General features: G+C 40.5%; 12 protein-coding genes, 1 pseudogene and 1 riboswitch. Of the genes and pseudogenes, 11 read left to right on the top strand and 2 right to left on the bottom strand.

The window, feature by feature from the left end; genetic code table 11:
- The first annotated feature begins 57 nt into the window (after window positions 1-57).
- The 11 genes and pseudogenes from walK (at window position 58) to AC2JF7_RS06165 (ending at window position 13,145) form a co-directional block, all read left to right on the top strand.
- Window positions 58-1,914, top strand: a complete 1,857-nt coding sequence (gene walK / locus AC2JF7_RS06215; protein WP_500727822.1) for a cell wall metabolism sensor histidine kinase WalK — start codon at window positions 58-60, stop codon at window positions 1,912-1,914.
- Window positions 1,895-3,229 carry a YycH family regulatory protein gene (locus AC2JF7_RS06210; protein ID WP_500727821.1) on the top strand — a complete coding sequence of 445 codons (1,335 nt, stop codon included), beginning with the start codon at window positions 1,895-1,897 and terminating at the stop codon, window positions 3,227-3,229. Before walK ends, AC2JF7_RS06210 begins: the two co-directional genes overlap by 20 nt.
- 1 nt (window position 3,230) lies before the next feature.
- On the top strand, window positions 3,231-4,052 hold the full coding sequence (locus AC2JF7_RS06205; RefSeq protein WP_500727820.1) for a two-component system regulatory protein YycI: 822 nt from the start codon (window positions 3,231-3,233) through the stop codon (window positions 4,050-4,052).
- 14 nt (window positions 4,053-4,066) lie between these two features.
- Window positions 4,067-4,864 (top strand): MBL fold metallo-hydrolase, encoded by a 798-nt coding sequence (locus AC2JF7_RS06200; protein ID WP_500727819.1) that lies wholly within the window; start codon window positions 4,067-4,069, stop codon window positions 4,862-4,864.
- Window positions 4,865-4,919: 55 nt separating this feature from the next.
- Window positions 4,920-6,107, top strand: coding sequence for a S1C family serine protease (locus tag AC2JF7_RS06195; RefSeq protein ID WP_500727818.1), 1,188 nt, complete (start codon window positions 4,920-4,922; stop codon window positions 6,105-6,107).
- A gap of 490 nt (window positions 6,108-6,597) precedes the next feature.
- Entirely contained in the window at window positions 6,598-7,077 is a 480-nt protein-coding gene (rlmH, locus tag AC2JF7_RS06190) for a 23S rRNA (pseudouridine(1915)-N(3))-methyltransferase RlmH (RefSeq protein ID WP_500727817.1), read from the top strand.
- A gap of 131 nt (window positions 7,078-7,208) precedes the next feature.
- A complete protein-coding gene (locus AC2JF7_RS06185) occupies window positions 7,209-8,189 on the top strand; it encodes a LacI family DNA-binding transcriptional regulator (protein WP_500727816.1) in 981 nt (326 codons plus the stop codon).
- Window positions 8,190-8,306: 117 nt separating this feature from the next.
- Window positions 8,307-9,719 (top strand): family 43 glycosylhydrolase, encoded by a 1,413-nt coding sequence (locus AC2JF7_RS06180; protein ID WP_500727815.1) that lies wholly within the window; start codon window positions 8,307-8,309, stop codon window positions 9,717-9,719.
- A gap of 19 nt (window positions 9,720-9,738) precedes the next feature.
- A pseudogene (locus AC2JF7_RS06175) lies at window positions 9,739-11,157 on the top strand (PTS transporter subunit EIIC); the annotation flags it as partial.
- Window positions 11,158-11,178: 21 nt separating this feature from the next.
- On the top strand, window positions 11,179-11,646 hold the full coding sequence (locus AC2JF7_RS06170) for a PTS sugar transporter subunit IIA (RefSeq protein ID WP_500727847.1): 468 nt from the start codon (window positions 11,179-11,181) through the stop codon (window positions 11,644-11,646).
- Window positions 11,647-11,729: 83 nt separating this feature from the next.
- A complete protein-coding gene (locus AC2JF7_RS06165) occupies window positions 11,730-13,145 on the top strand; it encodes a glycoside hydrolase family 32 protein (RefSeq protein ID WP_500727814.1) in 1,416 nt (471 codons plus the stop codon).
- A gap of 971 nt (window positions 13,146-14,116) precedes the next feature.
- On the opposite strand, the gene AC2JF7_RS06160 is transcribed toward AC2JF7_RS06165, so the two are convergent.
- Window positions 14,117-14,770: an energy-coupling factor transporter transmembrane component T family protein gene (locus tag AC2JF7_RS06160; protein WP_500727813.1), complete on the bottom strand. Its 654-nt coding sequence runs from the start codon at window positions 14,768-14,770 to the stop codon at window positions 14,117-14,119.
- Window positions 14,771-14,780: 10 nt separating this feature from the next.
- Complete coding sequence (locus AC2JF7_RS06155; protein ID WP_500727812.1) at window positions 14,781-16,139, bottom strand: ATP-binding cassette domain-containing protein; 1,359 nt, start codon at window positions 16,137-16,139, stop codon at window positions 14,781-14,783.
- Window positions 16,140-16,183: 44 nt separating this feature from the next.
- Window positions 16,184-16,273: riboswitch (TPP riboswitch) on the bottom strand.
- Between the last annotated feature and the right edge of the window lie 53 nt (window positions 16,274-16,326).

Below are 16,326 nucleotides of genomic sequence, written 5' to 3'. Positions count from 1 at the left end.
AAGAAAGCCCGCATGGATCTTTGTGGGGCTTTCTTTTTATATTGAACATTGTGTATTATGAAAAAAATCAAAAACAAGTTTAAGCATTTAACTATTTCTATTAACACAACGCTAGCCATCGTTTTTATGGCGATGATTATTGCCACGATTGAAGTTATCGGGGCTTATTTTACTAGGCAGTTGGAACAAAATAGTATTGAAAACTTCCAGTCCTCTATTCAGGTTCTGCCAATTGTTACGAACCAACTGTCAACGCAGTTGCTGAAGGATAGCAAGCATGCTGACAATAATTTAAACCAGATTGTTAATGACTACAGCAATGGCGTGGGGACGATCAGCGAAATTATTGTTGTTGATAATAAGGACATTATTCGAGCGGTATCTAATCTCAATGATAAAAATCGCATTGGCCAGCGGGTCAATAATAGTCTGGTCAAGCAGGTAACGTCAACCGGGCGCCAAGCCACCAAGGTGGTTAATGATCATGGCGACTACATGGTCCAGGTAACGCCGCTGACTGCAGGCAATGGTTCGGCCAACACTGTTGGAGCAATTTACGTACGAGCCTCGATGCAGGGCGTTTTTAGCGACCTGCGCAATATTTCGCTTATGTTCTTGGTTGCATCGCTAATTGCAGCCATACTGGGTGCAATCTTGTCTCTGGTGGTATCGCACGCGATTACCAAGCCAATTGAAGAAATGCAGAGTCAGGCCCTAAATATTGCTGATGGTGACTATTCCAGCCAGGTAAAGATATACTCTAATGACGAATTAGGTCAGCTGGGTCAAGCCTTTAATACCCTGTCTATTAGAATTGAACGGTCACAAGAAGAATCTGAAAGTGAGCAACGCCGCCTGGACAGTGTTTTGTCCCATATGAGTGACGGCGTGCTGGCAACAGACCGGCACGGCAATGTTAATGTTGTTAACCAGATGGCGCTCAATTTTTTGAACACGACCGAGGAAAAAATTATCAATAAGCCAATTGCTGCAGTTTTGGGCCTTAATGAATCATCTCAAGATCTAATCTCAAGTCAAAAGGGCATCGTTTTGACTGTAAACCAGGATACGCGAGATGAAGTGATTCTGCATGCCAGCTTTTCTTTAATCAAGAGGGTGACTGGCTTTGTCTCAGGGAGTGTCTGCGTTTTGCATGATATTACCGAGCAACAAAAGAATGAAAACTCGCAAAAGCAGTTTGTTTCCAACGTTTCCCATGAGTTACGCACGCCCTTGACCAGCATGCATGCCTATATTGAAACCCTGAATGAGGGGGCATGGAAGGATCCGGAGGTTGCGCCCAAGTTTTTGCAGGTTACCCAGGAAGAAACAGAACGCATGATTCGGATGATTAGCGAGCTTTTAAGTTTGTCGCGGATGGACCGGGGCGTTTCCAATGTTGATTTTGAATGGGTTAATTTTAATGACTTTGTCGCCCATATTTTGGATCGTTTTGACATGATCGTCAAAACCGACAAAAAAGAAGGCAAGAAGAAGTATACTATCCGCCGCGACTTGGGAACACAAGCACTGTGGGTTGAAATTGACACTGATAAAATTGCGCAAGTAATCGATAATATTATGAACAATGCAATTAAGTATTCGCCTAATGGCGGTGAAATCACAATCAGACTGCGTCATGACCAACAGCGAGTTATCCTGAGCATTGCCGACCAAGGTCTAGGCATCCCGCGTGAAGACTTAAGTAAGATCTTTGATCGCTTTTACCGGGTGGACAAGGCACGCTCGCGGGCCCAAGGTGGCACAGGTCTAGGCCTTGCCATTGCCAAGGAAATTGTGGAAGAACACCACGGCCAGATTTGGGCTGACAGTAGCGAGGGCAAGGGATCAATCTTTAGCATTGCTTTGCCGTATGAGCCAATGAGTGAGGAGGATGATTGGGATGAAGTCTAAATTAAAGTTGGGCGACTTTTTATTATTGTTTGGAACTTTGTTTGTCTTTCTTCTATCCATCTTCTTGTGGATTTTTATCATGACTAACGACCAATATTTTAGTCATATTGACCAAACAAGTAATGTGACCGAGCATTCACGTAATCGGATTGTCTATAACTTGTATATACCAACTAGTTCATATGGCTTTAGGGATGGCCAATTGTATCGGCTTTATGATGCCAAAAAGAATCTTCCCTTGGAATTTATTCGTGAACTTAAAAATGTAAAGTATCAAGAGATTGATGAAGTTAGTACCGGTCCTAAAAAGTATGAGCAGATGCTTAATAGCCCAAATTATCTGCAAATGACCTTTCCCAATGAGATTAGCGTGAGCCTATTTGCTAAGAAAAAATTGCAAAAGGGTAATGAAAAATTTCGCCGGGTCTTTGTTTCTGCTAGCAACCACTACCTGTATTTAGGCAATGATAAGACTTTTACTATTTACCGGGTTAGGTTGGCCAAGGCTAACTTTAGCCGCTTGCGCAGCTATGCGCGCAATGTACAGGGGACACTACCAGTTGAATTTGTCCGGTTGAAGGACAGTTATGAGGTCTTTTACACTAAGCAGCAGCGCTGGCGCGTGTTTAGCTATTTGACTAACAGTCAAAGCGACTCTTACTTTGTATCACGTTTGTTTGGGACCAGTAATGTGACTGCGCGCTCAAATAAAAAGGGATGGACCACTTATTCGCTCAACTACTATACTAAATTGCGCGTGCCCGATGTTAAGACTAAGCGCCACGACTTTCTCTATACGAGTTACGAAAAGCAAAAGGATGCAACGACCCATGATCGTTTGCTTGACAGTGTTGAATACGTTCATAAGCTAGGACTGAGCGAACAAGACCTGCGGTATTTTGATACAGTAGGAGACTCGGTCAGCTATATCAACTACATTGAAGGTATTCCAGTGTTTTTGGGCGAGCATAACCCACAGGTAACTACCACATTTAAGCCGGATGCAGTAGAAGTCGCCTTTAACAATATTGACTTGCAGATTCCAATTCCGTTCGATGGTCATACGCGCACCCTGCCAACCAGCGCGGCCGTCATGCAAAGGCTGGTTAATGCAGGTATGAAGAAAACAGAAATTCAACGACTGATTGTTGCTTTTCGGATGGAAAAAGATACCACGCATGACAGCTTGATCAACTTAGTTCCGGTATATTACGTAAAAGCCTACAACCAATGGAAGAGCATGGCAGAATGGGAGCGGCAAGATTTTGCCGCTTTAAATAAGACCACCCATCCTGCTTTGAAGGGGGGAAATTAAGATGGACAGAAGGAGAATTGAATGGCTATTCTTCATTATTTTCTTGTTAATTGACCTCTACTTAGGAATTGAAATATGGCGTTCGCCGATTAGTTTAAGCAATACAACGGGGACCACGGCAATCAGTATCCGTGCCGAGATGCGCGCCGATGGGATTGACATTCCAGCCCATATCTCTAATAAGCAACAATCTGGCTACTATCTAGCTGCTAAAAATGGCGACTATTTGTCTGGTAAAAGCAGCAGCTTGACTAAGGTAAGTACGCATTATTCAAAAAGTGATAATTCTCTAACAGGAACACCCAAGTCAATGGTCTTGCTTAATGGCAACCGTAAAAAAATTTTAAAGCAGCTAGAAGATTTTAAAAATGACCCTGCAAGCGTGCCTTATGGCAAGCGATTCAGTTATGAGCCCAGCTTGTCCGATGATAATACCTTTTGTTACGTTCAAAAGTCAGACTACGGGCAGGTTTTTGACAATGATGCCCAGTTGACGATTAATGTACACAATAATCAAATCGTCAACTATAAGATAGCTTATATAGGTCCAATTAGGGCTGTACGTGAACCGCAGCTGATCATCAGTGCATGGCATGCAGTCAAGGCGATGTATACTGACCGTGAGATTACCAATAATTCACGCGTAATAAAAGTTACTCTGGGTTATTCAAAGTTAACTGAAGTCCGCGGCAATACGATCATGTTGCCTACCTGGTTAATCTTGGTTGAAAACAAGGCAACTAAAAATATCATGATGAAGCGGGTCAATGCTTTTACAGCGCAAATTTTGCAGGGCAATTCGTATAATGTACAAAAAAATTAGGAAGGAAAGTGCGTGTGCAGGTTTCTATTTTAGCTAGCGGCTCGACTGGCAACACCAGTCTAATTGAGACTGGCCAGCATAAAATTCTGATGGATGCAGGGCTTTCTGGCAAAAAGATCAAGCTCTTACTGGCTGATGTGGGCGTTGATATTGCAGATATTGACATGGCCTTTTTGAGTCACGACCACTCTGACCACAGTAAGGGGTTGGGGGTCTTGATGCGGCGCTATCCGAAGATTGCGGCTTTTGCCAATGGCGGCACCTGGGAATATTTAAGTGAGACGCAGAAAATTGGTAAAATACCAGTTGAACAGATTAACGTGATTGAACCAGGAAAAACGAAAACGTTTGGCGATCTTGATGTAACAGCGTTTGCAACCAGCCATGATGCGGCACAGCCGCAATACTATGTTTTTACCAGCGGCGGCAAGCGGATGGCTTTTTTAACTGATACGGGTTACGTGTCACAAAAAGTCAAGGACGTAATTGCCGATGCCGATGCCTACATGATGGAGTTCAACTACGATGACATGATGTTGCGCAATGGCCCCTATTCATGGGGGCTCAAGCAGCGAATCTTGTCGGATGTGGGTCACTTGTCCAATGATGATGCATCCCAGGCTCTGCTGGATGTGGTGACAAACAAGACTAAGCACATCTTTTTGGCGCATCGCAGCCAGCATAATAACACAGCAAAGTTGGCATATGACACGGCCAAACAACAACTCATTAATGGTGATGCAAACTTGCCGGGTGATGTTAAAATCATCATGGCCAATGCCGCCCAACCCACGAACTTAGTACAAATTTAATAATATGAAGTAACACTTTATAGTATAGTAAACACAAACGTGTAAGGGAGATTATATGATGGAAAAGCAGAACGGTATTGTCAAAATAGCTATTGTTGGCGTTGTTGCTGGTCTAATCGGAGGCGGCGCCTCTTATGTAGCTATTGACCAAATCAATAACGTAAATTCAAATAACAACGCCCAAACCAGTATTACCTCTGGTAGCGCGAAGACTTCAAAAAATAGTGCAAAAACTAGTGGTGCAATGACTCCCGCCTATAATGATGTCAAAGGTGCGGTCGTTTCAGTCATTAATATGAAGCGTCAATCTAATTCCAGCAATTCGATCTTTGATATTTTTGGAGATGAAAGCAAGGATAAGGGCAAGGGCAAGCTGCAGACTTATAGTGAAGGTTCTGGCGTCATCTACATGAAATCAGGCAACAAGGGCTATATCGTGACCAACAATCACGTGGTCTCTGGCAGCGATAAGATCCAGGTCATGCTTTCGAATGGTAAAACTGTTAATGCCCGCATTGTTGGGACTGATGCCACGACAGACCTGGCTGTACTTTCAATTGATGCCGGCTATGTTACCCAGACGGCTCAGTTTGGTGATTCTAAGAGCTTGCAGGCGGGACAAACAGTTATCGCTGTAGGTTCGCCTTTGGGCAGTGAATACGCGTCAACGGTCACTCAGGGGATAATTTCTGCACCAGCCCGCAGCATTACTTCTTCATCTGGCAACCAGCAGACTGTCATCCAAACCGATGCGGCTATCAACCCAGGCAATTCGGGTGGGGCATTGGTCAATTCAGCAGGGCAAGTGATTGGGATCAATTCCATGAAACTGTCCCAGTCAAGCGACGGCACTTCCGTTGAAGGAATGGGCTTTGCTATTCCATCCAATGAAGTTGTCACCATAGTTAATCAACTGGTTAAGAAGGGTAAAATTACACGACCTCAATTAGGGGTTAAGGTAATTGCCTTGCAAGGCATTCCAGCAAGCTACCGCAAGAACCTGAATATTAAGTCAAACCTTGAAAATGGCATCTACATTGCAGAAGTCACTAAAAATAGTGCAGCTGCTAGTGCTGGTATCAAAGTCGGAGACGTCATTACCAAAGTTGACAACAAGTCTGTCTCAGATGTAGCTTCGTTACACAGTATTTTGTATAATCACAAAGTCGGAGATAACGTAACTTTGACCGTTAATCGTAGTGGAAAAGAGCTTAATTTACACGTAAAATTGCAAGCAAACTAAGCAAGCTAATATTCCTTAATAGAACATAAAAAAGGCTATGCCAAGCGATTTTAATCGGAGGTATAGCCTTTTTATTAACTAAAATTATGAGAAACACTAAATAGTTCGGTTTTGTTATTTGTCAAGGTAAAAAATAAAACAGCCTTTTTGTTGATAACTGTGGAAAACTTTGTGGATTGTGCATAAAGAGGGTGAGGAAGCTCTTCAAAAGTTGTGGACAAACTGTGATTTGTGTGTAAATAATAGTGCAGTAGATATAATTCAAACAGTTGTTCAAGGCTTGATACCACGTTTGAGGGCAAAAAGTTTGTGAAAAACAAGTGTTCAAGGCGCGTGTGTGGGTAAATGCAGGCCATAAAAATAAAATAAATTGCTTGACACAAGGTGTATGCCTATTCGTAGTAGCAACCACAAAATATTGAAATTGCTTATCCACACTTGTGGAAAAAGGGAGTGGAAAGATTGGGACTTAGGGGATAAAATAAGGACTATGAAGATCAAAATTGTATGTGTCGGCAAGTTAAAGGAAAAATACTTTAAGGATGCCATTGCTGAATATCAAAAACGCCTTAGCCGTTTTGCTAAAGTTGAGCTTGTGCAGGTGCCGGATGAAAAGGCTCCTGAAAAGTTTAGTGCAGCAGAACAAGATCGAGTCAAAGAGGTCGAAGGCCAGCGTATTCTAGCTAAAATCAAGGACAAGGAATACGTCTATGTCACTGCGATTAAGGGCAAGGAGCGCAGCAGCGAGGAGTTTGCTCGCGAGCTAAATAATCTGGCCACTTATGGCCACTCAGACCTCACCTTTGTGATTGGTGGCAGCCTCGGCACCAGCCCGGCTGTTAATAAACGCGCAGATGATCTGATTAGTTTTGGCAAGTTAACGATGCCCCACCAGTTAATGCGTGTGGTGTTAATTGAGCAGATTTACCGCGGCTTCATGATTAATAGTGGCAGTCCCTACCATAAGTAAAATTTAATTGTTATTAGCATTTAGCTTGTACAAAAGCAATATTTTCAAATTTTTATCTCAATGAAATTGCTTTGTGGTAAAGTAATGGATAAATAGATAAATTGAAAATTAATTATAAGATAGGTTTTTGTATGAAGAAAGTTGGTATCCGTGAAGTTGCAGAAGAGGCGCAAGTTTCTACTGCAACAGTATCGCGAGTTTTAAATAATAGAGGCTATATTAGTCAAGAAACACGTAATAAGGTTCAATCCGCCATGAGTAGGTTGAATTATTACCCAAACGACTTAGCGCGAGCTCTTTATAAAAAAAGAACATATACAGTAGGCTTGATCTTTCCTTCAAACGTTCATCCATTTCAGGCTGAACTTATTCAGGACATTGAGTACCTATTGTCACAAGAAGGATATAAAGTATTTTTGTGTAATAGTCTTAATAATCCCCGAAAAGAAATTGCTTATTTGAATATGTTACACAAAAACCAGGTAGATGGGATAATTGTTGGAACGCACAATAAGAATATCGAAGATTATAATAATTCAAATTTGCCCATTATTGCTATTGATCGTGATCTAGGTGAGAATACAACGACGGTTGCATGTGATAACTATTCTGGTGGCAAAATGGCGGTCCAACTTTTAATAGATCATGGTTGTAAACATATTCTTGATATTCGGGGTGATAGTTCAATTAAATTGCCAGCTAATGATCGAACGATAGCTTACCAAAATCTAATTAAAAAGTATCATTTAAAACCGTATATTTTAGAAGTCCCCTTTGTCTGGTCTGCCGAGCATAAACGCACAATAATTGAAAAATATTTACATGATAACTCAAAAATCGATGGTATTTTTGCAGGAGATGATTTATTAGCATCGCTAGCAATTTTTTATTTAGAAACCCATCAAAAGATAGTTCCTGAAGATGTTAAGGTTATTGGGTTTGATGGTGCTAAGCAAACGTTGTTGTACAATCCACGATTAACGACAATTAGGCAACCTATTGAGCAAATAGCGAAAACAGCAACTGAAAAGCTAATTAATAAAATAAATGGTAAAAAAGAATATGACCAATTAAAATTACCAGTGAGTCTTGTTTTAGGACATACTGTTTAAGTAGATGACGGAGATAATTCCGTCTTTTTTATTTTTAAATATGTAACCGGTTGACATATGTAACGGGTTGCACTATATTTTATTAGTGAATGAAAGTGCTAACAAGGAGATAAATAAATGGAAAGCAAAAAAAATAATAATCATAAGATATATTATCAGCCTAAAGATGTTTGGGTAGGTGATATCATGCCTTATGCCAAAAATGGCAAATTTTATATTTATCATCAACGCGATAAAAGGATACATGGTCCAATTACAGATCCTTTTGGCTGGTCGCTGGCCACTACTGAAGACTTTGTACATTATCAAGACTATGGTGAAGTACTTAAACGAGGCAGTGATGTAGATCGGGATCAGTTTATTTATGCAGGCTCAGTTTTTGAAGCTAATGGAACAATTCACGCCTTTTATACAGGATATAATAAAGAGTTTTTGAAGGAAGGTAAGCCTTCACAAATTTTATTGCATGCAACAAGTTCAGACTTTGTTCATTGGACTAAGTCGGCCAACGCTTTAAAACTTGAACCTCAGCCAGGCTACGATGATCGTAATTGGCGCGATCCTTCGATTGTTTGGGATGAGCAAAAATGTGAATATCTTTTAATTCTAGGTGCACGTAAAGGGCAAGATAAACACCGTCTAACTGGCAGATTAGTGAAGTACACGTCTAAAGATCTTGAAAATTGGCAATTTAAGGGTGATTTTTGGGCCCCCGGTTTGTATTCCATGTTTGAAATGCCACAACTATTTAGAATGGGTGATTGGTGGTATTTGGTTTATTCAGAATATAGTGTAAAAAATAAAGTTTTCTACCGCATGAGTAAGACGCTTGATGGTCCTTGGATTAAACCAAAAGATGAGGCTTTTGATGGAAGAGCATATTACGCTGCTAGGACTGCTTTTGACGGCAAAAGACGGGTCCTTTTTGGCTGGGTACCAACGAAAGCAAATGAAGATGACATGAGTAATTACGAATGGGGTGGTACGTTTGTTCCACAAGAAATCTATCAACGTGCTGACGGTACTTTAGGAGTTCGGCCAATCAATGAAATTTGTGAATCTTTTACTAATAAGAAAAAAATCTCTCCACTAAAACTAAAAACAGTTGATACGCTGTTAGAAAAAACACTTGTAAAAAATACAGGAACACATTTTTATTTCCATTCTACTATCAATTTCAGTAAGTCAACTAGTGATTTTTCTATACGTATTTATAAAAATATTGATACGGATGAATCTTATGAATTTAGGTTTAACATAGACGAGCAACAGTTAACATTAGACAAACATCCATGTTATCGCTGGTATCAGATGATGAATAAAGGGCTTAGCCGTCCGTTATTCTTAAGGTCTGACACAGATTATGACCTAAAAATAATAGTCGATGATAATATTATGACAATCTATCTCGATGGTATTGCACTTAATGCAAGAACTTACCATAAATTTGGCTCAGCTTTAACAATAACCGTTACTAACGGGGCTCTTTGTCTTAATAATGTTGAATTTTCTAATGAGTTTCAAAAATGAGAGGAAAGGATGAAAATTAATGGCAGACTATAAAAAAATCGCTCAAGCAGTTTTGGATAATGTCGGCGGACCAGAAAATATTGTTAGTGCCACACATTGTGTAACTAGGCTAAGATTGGTTTTAAAAGATTTTAATAAAGCGAATCAAGATGCTTTAAACGATATTAATGGGACTCAAGGAGTAATTTACAACAGTGGACAATTACAAATTATTTTTGGACCAGGAGCTGTAGAACGTGCTTATGATGCTTTTATTAAAGTATCGGGTGCAAATGAAGTATCGGTCGATCAAATAAAAGATGAAGGAGCAAAAGGTAAGAATAAATTCCAGCAAGCTTTTAAAGTTTTTGGTGATATTTTTATTCCAATAATTCCTGCTTTTATCGGTGCAGCTATGATTTTAGGCTTAAGATCGCTTTTAACTACACCCGGTATGTTTGGCATGACTAAGTCTTTCACTGATCAAAGCATTTATATTGGTGATTTCTGCAAGTTTTTAAATGTAATTGCTACAACTTTTAAAATTTTACCAGTGTTAGTAATGTACTCTGCTACTAAACGTTTTGGTGGTAACCCTATTTTGGGTATCTTAGTCGGCTTTGTTATGATTTCACCGGATCTTGCTGACCGCAATGCCTTTGTCTTGGGTCAAGTACATCCGGCATACTGGAATCTGTTTGGTTTAAAAATTGCTGCTGTTGGATTTCAGGGCGGTGTCTTTGCAGCAATCTTGACTGCTTGGTTTCAGTCCAAAGTAGAAAAATTAGCAACTAAATACGTGCCTCAAGTCGTATCATATATTTTGGTTCCAACAATTACTTTATTAGCTGCTAACTTATCACTATTCCTTTTCTTTGGTCCTTTGGGTCTCTGGATTGGTAATGTATTAGGTGGGATTATCAACTTTCTTTATATGAAAATGAGTGCTTTTGGTGCCTTTGTCTTCGCTGCTGGCTTACAACCTCTTGTGGTCACAGGTACTCAACATGCAATTCAGGGCATTGAAGCTAATTTGATTGTTCAAACAGGCTTCGATTATATTCAACCAATTTGGTCAGTTTCTATTATTGCGCAAGGTGGCGGCTGTATTGGAATGTATATGATTTTAAGGCAAAAATCAAAAGATAGAGATATCGCTATTTCTAGTTTTATACCTACTTTAGTAGGTATAACTGAACCAGCAATCTTTGCAGTTAATCTAAAGTATAGTATTGTTCCTTTTGTTTGCTCATTTATTGGCGCAGGGTTTGGTGGCTTATATATGAAGTTGTTCAATGTTAAAGGCTTAGCTCAAGGCCTTACTGTTCTACCTGGATTAACCGTTGCCCGACCAATAGTTCCATATATAATAGGTAATTTAATTGCTTTTGTGCTACCAATTATTTTTATATTGGTCTGGAATAAATTTAAGCCTATATTGCCAGCTAATAAACGACGTCTTGATCATCGTGAAAGTAAAGTGCTTGTTGCAACAGATGATAATTCAGTTTTGGCACCAGTTGACGGTGAATATTTACCGCTTGAACAGGTTAATGATCAAACCTTTTCTAAAAAATTGGTGGGACATGGCTTTGCTATTGAACCAGATGTTGGAGATGTCTTTTCGCCAGTTAATGGTAAAGTAATTTCTATCTTCCCAACAAAACATGCAATTACTTTAGAGAGTGAAAATGGGGTTCAAATTCTACTTCATATGGGAATAGATACGGTTGATTTAGGCGGTAAAGGTTTTACAATCTTAGTTAGAGACGGCCAAGAAGTCGCTGCTGGAGATCCTCTGGCGAAAATGAACTTAGAAACAATTAAAGCTGCAGGTAAGCAAACAACAGTGATGGTTCTATTTCCAGAATATAAAAATAAATTTACAATGAAAAACAAAGATTCCGAGGTCAATCATGGTAACGTAATATTGCAACTGACCAATTGAAACTTGATTAAAAAGGATACGATATGTAGCACTTAGAATTTTTTCATTGATTGTATGATACAAAAATAAGAGGAGAAAATTGAATGCAAAAGACTGCTGTGGTCACAAAAGACCGCTATCGACTTAATTTCCATATTTCTGCCCCTGCAGGTTGGATAAATGATCCTAATGGTTTTTCATACTTTAAGGGATATTATCATATCTTTTACCAATATTATCCTTACTCTGCTGAAAGAGGACCAATGCACTGGGGGCATTATCGTAGTAAAGATCTGATTCATTGGGAAAAATTACCTATTGCTCTTACACCAGGAGATAAAGAAGATAAAGATGGCTGCTTCTCTGGCAGTGCAATTGTAAAAGATGGGCTACTGTATTTACTTTATACGGGTCACCATTATTATAAGGAAAGCGACCACAGTCATTTTTATCAAACGCAAAATGTTGCTTATAGTGCCGATGGAATTAACTTTAAAAAATATGAAGGCAACCCCGTTATAGCTATTCCACCTGCCGACAATACACAGCATTTTCGCGATCCAAAAGTGTGGCAACATGATCAGGATTATTATTTGATTTTGGGAAGTCAAAACAAAGAAAAATTAGGCAGAGTGCTTACATATAAATCGCATGATCTATTAAAGTGGAAATACCTAGGCCCAATCGCTAATTCGCGCAACATTGAAGAGGAGGGATACATGTGGGAATGCCCAGACTTGTTCCCTTTAAATAACCAGGATATACTGTTATGTTCTCCTCAGGGAATTAAAGCATCGGGAAAGAAATACTTAAATTTGTATCAAACAGGCTATTTTAACGGAAAAATGGACTATAGGGAAAATAAATTTAGGCATGGTGCATTTAAAGAGCTTGATCATGGTCATGATTTTTATGCCGCCCAAACGATGCATACACCCGATAATCGTCGTATTTTAATTGGCTGGCTTGACATGTGGAATGCCCAGTTTTGTGAACAAGCAGATGGCTGGGCTGGTACGTTAACTCTGCCACGTGAATTAACTTGGAAAAACAATCAAGTATTTATGCAACCAGTCAGAGAATTAAAAAAGTTACGTAAAGAATTGGTGATTAATAAAAATAGGACAACAAGGGACGAAAAAATTATCGTTCCAGATACGCAGCATGTTGAACTTCTTTTGAAGATAGCAATTGATAATTGGAAAGGTCAGACAATAAGTTTATATTTAAAAACTAACCAACAAACTTTGCTCTGTTTATCTTGGAATAAGGAAACCAATGAAGTGGTTGTGCAGAGATTTGATCGGCCTTCAAACGATGCTAAACGTTTCGGTAAGTTAAAGAAAAATACTTTTCTGAAGATTCACGCCATAATTGATACTAGTGCAGTTGAATTTTTCCTAAATGATGGTGAATTGGTGTTTTCCGAACGTTATTATACAGAAGAAAGACTCAAACTTTCGTTCGAGGCGGATCAAAAAGCTGACGTTAAAATATTAGCTTATACACTGGGAAATTAGTGTGACTGTTCAATCTTTCTGCAGTAGGTACGCTTAAAAGCAAAATTTCCTTGTAGATAGTTAAATCCTGTGATATAACTGCCAAAGCAAAAATGCTCTTGGCAGTTTTGTTGTATTTAATTTTTTCTTCTTTTAATAAATATAGATAGTATACTGGCTTGAAGGAGGTAGCCCTGTGCAGTTTGGCGAAAAAATAAAGTATTACCGAATAAAACGAAACTTAACATAGAAACGATTGGCACAAAAGGTGCTCGTAAAGCGTTGCACTGCTTTTAATATTTCAACCGACAAATTGCTCAAGGATGATAAGATCATCTAAGACCACTTAAAAACGCGGGAAGAATCCTTATCCCGCATTAATTATGTTGAAGGGCGTTTACACTTTATTTTAATGCTATTTACCGTCATGTCCTACCTAATGCTGTTCGGTGTTTCACTTACTACTTTTGTCAACGCATATAGCTGCTTCGTGCAATACGATATTTTTCGATTTTTACTGATTAGAAAAGAGTTGAAATTAAAAAGAAGTTACCGATTCTGCTAACTTCTTGGGTTACTATTTTTATGAAAAATTCTATAACCTTGGTTTTCAACAAGTATTTAATGACCATGTTCTCAAGTAATTTTATTGAAAACATGGCTAGCACAATCCCAATTTTGTTTCTAATCTTGTTCGTTACCCTCAGTTTAGTAGTGTTTATCAACTTTTGCCCTAAGCTAATTATCAACAAGATAGTATGCTTTTATAATTGATGGTATATTTTGCATAATGTTAATAAGCGCAAGCTCAATTAATCAAAATAAGACCCACAAATAGTCTGTTTGCGAGTCTTATTCATTTGTTTTTAAGCTACGTCTGCACCTACAAACAACAAAGGTGTGCTGCAGCCGTGTGCCCAACAAGCCAAGTGCTAGCTGCCTTTTAAGGCGGGGGTGCGTTATAATTCTCTAGCCTTGCAGCTAAAAGGCATTCAGCGCAGCGTGAATAGCGCAATATTGGGTGCCAGTAGAATGACTATGGCTACCAGCCAGTCGCGCATTGTGACCGGGACGCGTACTATGACAGAACGCTTGGCACCTTCGCAAAAGCCGTGGGACTCCATGCCCTGGGCCAGGTTTTCGGCTGAATTGAGTGCAATTAGAATGGCCTTGAAGTAGAGCACGGGTGACCAAAAGCTGAGGTAGACGCCGCGCATCATGCCTGCGGTCCTAATTTGCTTGACTGCCTGCTGCATTCGAGGAATGATGTTGAGTGCGGCCAACACGCCATAGGCAAACTTGCTGGCCAGGTGGAAGTTTTGCTCAAAGGAGCGAGCCAGGTCTTCAGCGCTGGTATCGATTGCTACGCAGTAAATGGTTAACGTGTAGACGTAAATCCGGCTGGACAAGCTGAATGCGTTATAGAGGTCGGGCTGCGGTGCAAACCAATAGAGCGTCGCAAAGACAGTAAGGGCTGCAATTAGCGGGATTGCTAGTGTCAGGACTAATTTGAACGGTGCAATCCGCTTATAAATTAGGTAGAAAAGAGCAAAAATAATAATTAAAAGGTTAGTGGCCAAGCTGGATTTGAGCGATATTTCCACTGAAATGATCAAGGCTAAGATGAATTTAAAACTAGGATTCAATGATTCTACCTCACTTGTCTACATAGGTTAAACGGTGGTTTTTAAAGACCAGGTGGTAGTCGCACCAATCAGCCAGGCCAACCAGCTCATGGCTGATAATCACCAGGGTTTGTCCTCGCTCTTGTTGCCTGCTTTGAAGCAAAGTCATGATCTTGCGGGCGGATTCATGGTCGAGTCCGCTTAATGGCTCGTCGATTAATAGCACGTCCAGGTCTGCAATCAGCATCAAGAGAATCTGTAATTTTTTTTGCTGGCCGCCGGAAAGTGAATAAACCACACGGTCGAGCAGGTGGTCCAGCTCCAAGTAGTTCAGAGCCTCTTTGATTTTGTGGTCAGTGAAGAAGCTGCTAGTACGCTGCTTCTTGCTCAAATTGATTTCGTCTTGCACGGTAATGTTGATGAACTGGTCGCTGGCCGTTTGAAAAATCTGCCCAACGCGGCGCAGGTAGGTGCGACTAGCCTGCCGCCTAATTTCCTTGCCGCGGTAGGTCATGCTGCCAGAATAGGGAATCATCTTGGTCAGGGCGCTAAAGAGGGAAGACTTGCCGACCCCGTTGGCACCGGTGATTAGCGTAGTTTTGCCCCGCACAATGTCCAGCCGGTCCTGGTCAAGCAGCAGTCGATTTTGAGTAATTTTTGTTTCCCTGAGGGTGAAACAAGCATCCAAATCTGACTGGGGCAGGGCAAAAGCAAAGTCTGGCTGCTGGTCGCTTTTTTCTAGCAAAAGGTTCATGTCTTCTGGAACCAGTTGGACCAGGGTCTTGCCAGTAAAGTGAAACAAGCAGTCGCAGACGCCCTTATAATCACTTAAAACATGGTCGCTGAGGATAATAGTCTTACCTTGGTCACGCAATTGTGCCAGCTTAGCGATAAGAAAGGTCCGCGCCTTGGGGTCGCAACTGGCAAAGGGTTCGTCCAGCAAAAATAGGCTAACGTCCATTGCTACCAAAACAGCCAGGGCGACGCGCTGCTGCTCACCGCCCGACATGGTATTGATTTTCTGGTCGAGCAATTGATGGATCTGGGCAAACTGGACAGCCTTGTTTAGCCGGTCCTGGTAATCCTCACGGCTAACTTGCAGGTTCTCAAGGGCAAAGATGATTTCTTCACGCGGCGTGGCCATGGTGAACTGTTCACCCGCATTTTGGAACATCATGGCTGCCCTTAACCCGTCCCAATTGATGGTGCCAGTAAGATTGCCTGCATATTTGGGGTAGAGACCAGCTAGTATTTTCAGCAAGGTGGACTTGCCGCATCCTGTTGGCCCAACCAGTAGTGAAAATTTCCCCGTAGGGAAGTTGAGCGTGATATTGTTGAGGACCGTATTATCCTCATCATATGAAAAGTTAAGATTTTTGCATGTAATCATTTTGTTTACCAAATAAAAAAGTCATCATGGCAAAAGCCTGACGACGTAAAATGGTTAATTTTCCCTTCGCTGGCATTATCCATGGCAGGTTCAACGGGTATATTCTCAGCCTAATGGCACCCCGGTATTTTCAGGACAATTATACCTAAAGCTAGGAGCCTTGTCCAGGTCAGGTTCAATAGGCTAA

The sequence above is a fragment of the Lactobacillus sp. XV31L genome (assembly GCF_059900865.1).
This window is presented reverse-complemented; position numbering and strand designations above follow the sequence as displayed.

Bases quoted from the DNA above. Each gene is read 5' to 3' on its own strand.
- AC2JF7_RS06155 (WP_500727812.1), bottom strand. From the start codon at position 16,139: ATGATTACATGCAAAAATCTTAACTTTTCATATGATGAGGATAATACG.
- rlmH (WP_500727817.1), top strand. From the start codon at position 6,598: ATGAAGATCAAAATTGTATGTGTCGGCAAGTTAAAGGAAAAATACTTT.
- AC2JF7_RS06180 (WP_500727815.1), top strand. From the start codon at position 8,307: ATGGAAAGCAAAAAAAATAATAATCATAAGATATATTATCAGCCTAAA.
- AC2JF7_RS06165 (WP_500727814.1), top strand. From the start codon at position 11,730: ATGCAAAAGACTGCTGTGGTCACAAAAGACCGCTATCGACTTAATTTC.
- walK (WP_500727822.1), top strand. From the start codon at position 58: ATGAAAAAAATCAAAAACAAGTTTAAGCATTTAACTATTTCTATTAAC.
- AC2JF7_RS06195 (WP_500727818.1), top strand. From the start codon at position 4,920: ATGATGGAAAAGCAGAACGGTATTGTCAAAATAGCTATTGTTGGCGTT.
- AC2JF7_RS06210 (WP_500727821.1), top strand. From the start codon at position 1,895: ATGATTGGGATGAAGTCTAAATTAAAGTTGGGCGACTTTTTATTATTG.
- AC2JF7_RS06185 (WP_500727816.1), top strand. From the start codon at position 7,209: ATGAAGAAAGTTGGTATCCGTGAAGTTGCAGAAGAGGCGCAAGTTTCT.
- AC2JF7_RS06205 (WP_500727820.1), top strand. From the start codon at position 3,231: ATGGACAGAAGGAGAATTGAATGGCTATTCTTCATTATTTTCTTGTTA.